Annotated in this window: 2 protein-coding genes and 1 pseudogene; 2 read left to right on the top strand and 1 reads right to left on the bottom strand. The window is 41.8% G+C overall.

Annotated elements, in window-relative coordinates; translation table 11 throughout:
• Positions 1 to 199: pseudogene (locus tag F6K53_RS35725) on the bottom strand (serine/threonine protein kinase); the annotation flags it as partial.
• A gap of 381 nt (positions 200 to 580) precedes the next feature.
• Between F6K53_RS35725 and F6K53_RS35720 the strand changes: the two are divergent.
• Together F6K53_RS35720 and F6K53_RS35715 are read left to right on the top strand one after the other, a co-directional pair.
• A complete protein-coding gene (locus tag F6K53_RS35720) occupies positions 581 to 1,792 on the top strand; it encodes a transposase (protein ID WP_293054376.1) in 1,212 nt (403 codons plus the stop codon).
• A 632-nt stretch (positions 1,793 to 2,424) separates the two neighbouring features.
• Positions 2,425 to 3,417, top strand: coding sequence for a ribose-phosphate pyrophosphokinase (locus F6K53_RS35715; protein ID WP_293084107.1), 993 nt, complete (start codon positions 2,425 to 2,427; stop codon positions 3,415 to 3,417).
• Positions 3,418 to 3,657: the final 240 nt, after the last annotated feature.

Below are 3,657 nucleotides of genomic sequence, written 5' to 3'. Positions count from 1 at the left end.
CTTGTTGAAACAGTTGCCTTGACTTATCTAGATTATTAGTTTCTGTCTGAGGGGGAATAAATTCTTTCAGGACACAAGGTTCATTGAAACGCCCTTGATCCTCTACCAGGTAAGTCCGATTGAATTCTCCTTGGTCAAGGACACGGAGCAGATGGTAGCGATTTTGCAGAATAGTTCCAGAAGCAATCGGTGGTTCCATCGGTGGTAGATCACTTGTTACGGACAATGAGGCCGGAGCAATATTCTTGAAGTTTAGACTTTATTCTGTTGCTTTGGAACTCCATCGATGGATTCCAACCCTTCCGTTGAGCCACAGAGTTGAGCCAAAGATAAGTTGATCAGCATATATATCAGGGTTTAGCCAACACTAGACTCCAAACACCCTTATGGTGTACAATCCGCAACCAGACCTTACAAATATCGTTATTAGAAAGCCTAACACTGAAAACTCCGCCACAAAGCGAGCGGAGATGAAAGTGTAAGCGCGACTTTAGTCGCCTTGAAGAAAATAAAAACAAATACTTGCTAATTTGTGCTAGGCATGTTAGCATAATAATATAACAGAAGAGGTCGAGTTCTGATGATTATACTTGAGTTCAAGGCATACGGAAACAAAACACAGTATCAAGCCATAGACAAAGCTATTCGGACTGTTCAGTTTATACGGAATAGCTGTCTTCGTTTGTGGATGGATAATAAAGGGTTAAGCAAATACGACTTAAATAAATATTGCAAAACCTTGGCCAAGAATTTCCCTTTTGCCAACGAATTGAACTCAACAGCTCGACAAGCTGCGGCTGAAAGGGCATGGTCATCAATCGCTCGTTTCTTTGAAAATTGTAAAAAGAAAGTACCTGGAAAGAAAGGTTTTCCTAAATTCCAGAAGCATTGTAGATCGGTCGAGTATAAACAGTCAGGATGGAAGTTGTCTCCTGAGAAAAAATCGATCAATTTTAGCGACAAGAAAGGAATCGGAAAACTGAAACTCAAGGGTACATGGGACTTGTGGCGCTTTGATAAGAAGTTAATCAAACGAATTCGCATAGTCAAGAGGGCTGATGGTTACTACGTTCAGTTTTGCATCTCTGTCGATGTAAAAGAGCAATTAAATCCTGCTGATGCGACTGTGGGACTGGATGTAGGATTGAAAGAGTTTTACACTGATTCCAGGGGCAAAACCGAACCTAACCCTCGTTTTTACAGGGCTGGGGAAAAGAAGCTAAAATTATATCAACGTCAAGTTTCTCGAAAGAAGAAAGGCTCATCCAATCGTAAAAAAGCGATTAATAGACTAGGCAGACAGCATCTTAAAATAAGTAGGCAACGTCAAGAACATGCCAAGAGACTGGCTCGTTGCGTAATCCGGTCTAACGACCTGGTCGCCTATGAAGATTTAAGAGTCAATAATCTAGTAAAAAATCACTGTCTTGCTAAATCTATTAATGACGCAGGTTGGTATCAATTTAGGAGATGGTTGGAGCATTTTGGTAAAAAATTTTGCAGGATAACTGTCGCAGTAAATCCTGCTTATACAAGCCAAAATTGTTCTGAATGCGGCGAGGTCGTGAAGAAGTCACTGTCAACCAGGACTCACATCTGTAAGTGTGGCTGTGAATTAGACAGGGATCACAATGCCGCAGTCAACATCCTTAACAGAGCCTTAGGTACGGTGGGGCACATCGGAACCTTGGTCACAGACCAGAACGCTTGTGGAGAATTGGCCTCTACTCTTCCTGACTCCGGTTTGGTTGAGCAAGCTGACTCGTTGAAGCAAGAATCCCCGCGTCTTTAGACCGGGGAGTGTCAAGTTGCTTTGGAACTCCATCGATGGATTCCAACCGTTCCGTTGAGCCACAGAGTTGAGCCACAGATAAGTTGATCACTATATACATCAAGGTTTACCCAAAACTAGACTCTAAACACCCTTATGGTGTAGGATACCGAATTAGACCTTACAAGTATAGTTATTGCGTAATTGCTGTAGGGAATAGTAAATAGGGAATAGGGAATAGTAAATAAATAGGGAATAGGTAAAAAATTCTCTGTACCTAATGAATAGGAGAACCGCTATATATGTTGTTCGGGTTTATTAGAACATCACTACATGTTCATTGCTATCTTATTTTGGGGTAGAACTATCTTAAATAACTACCTTACTTGAGTAGATATACAGTTGTTCTAATTAAGTACAATAGTTAATTTTCGTATTTTAGTAAGAAACTTAAAAAAAACTGCTTGAGTTCTCAGGTTCGTATGATAGCAAGACACTATATATAGTGTCTTTAGTCAACACCTCTGTTAGGTCAACGCTATAAAAATTAATAAAATATTAATCAAATTTAAATAAATAATTATAAAAATTATTATAAAAAGGATATTCTTAGAATGTTAAGATCGCGTTGAAATAAGCTTCGAGGGTTTGCTGTGAGCAGTTCAGTTACTTTAGAGCTTCAACCTATTCTGCCCCAGATTGCCGCTAACAATCGTTTAAGACTATTTTCTGGTTCGGCAAATGTTTCCCTTTCTCAGGAAGTAGCACGTTATCTAGGCCTCGACTTGGGACCAATGGTACGGAAACGATTTGCTGATGGGGAGCTCTATGTCCAAATTCAAGAATCGATCAGGGGGTGTGATGTTTACCTGATTCAACCGACTTGCTATCCGGTGAATGATTACCTGATGGAGTTACTCATTATGATCGATGCTTGCCGTCGAGCCTCAGCACGGCAAGTTACTGCTGTGATTCCTTACTATGGTTATGCGCGAGCAGACCGTAAAACGGCGGGGCGTGAGTCCATTACAGCCAAGCTGGTGGCTAACCTGATTACTGGAGCTGGTGCTAATCGGATTTTGGCAATGGATTTGCACTCCGCTCAAATTCAAGGTTATTTCGATATCCCCTGTGACCATGTCTACGGTTCACCAGTATTGCTACAATATCTTGCTTCTAAGCACCTAACTGATCTAGTAGTAGTTTCGCCCGACGTTGGTGGTGTGGCTAGAGCCAGAGCCTTTGCCAAAAAGCTATATGATGCCCCCCTTGCCATTATTGACAAGCGCAGGCAAGCTCACAATATCGCTGAAGTGATGAATGTGATTGGGGATGTCAAGGGCAAAACTGCGGTGCTAGTCGATGATATGATTGACACTGCTGGCACGATTTGTGAAGCTGGCAAAGTACTGCGTCAAGAGGGGGCTCGCCAAGTCTATGCTTGTGCAACCCATGCCGTGTTTTCGCCACCAGCTGTAGAGCGCCTCTCTAGTGGGGTGTTTGAAGAAGTAATTGTTACCAATAGTATTCCACTACCGGACGCCAAACGGTTTCCACAGCTGACAGTGCTTTCAGTGGCTAACTTATTGGGTGAAACCATCTGGCGTATTCATGAAGACTCTTCTGTCAGCAGTATGTTTCGTTGAAAATCCCCCCTACTCCAGGGGGGATTTTTAATTTTAAAAAGTTGTATTGAGTGTTGAGTTTTGAATAGATACAAGCAATGGTTAAGGGTTAACCAAGAACGCAATTGGATATCAGCCAAGAATCAATTAGCCACAGGAAATTATTCCTTGCTCCTGTATGGACTAACATCTAACTCACCATTAGTTTTAAATACTACTCGAAAATGACCAAGGGGCTTCTGGGGTACTAACCCAGTCCCA

The sequence above is a fragment of the Moorena sp. SIO4A1 genome, assembly GCF_010672065.1.
In the GTDB taxonomy this organism is placed as follows: domain Bacteria; phylum Cyanobacteriota; class Cyanobacteriia; order Cyanobacteriales; family Coleofasciculaceae; genus Moorena.
This window is presented reverse-complemented; position numbering and strand designations above follow the sequence as displayed.

Coding starts and splice junctions, on each gene's coding strand:
- F6K53_RS35720 (WP_293054376.1), top strand. CDS start 581: ATGATTATACTTGAGTTCAAGGCATACGGAAACAAAACACAGTATCAA.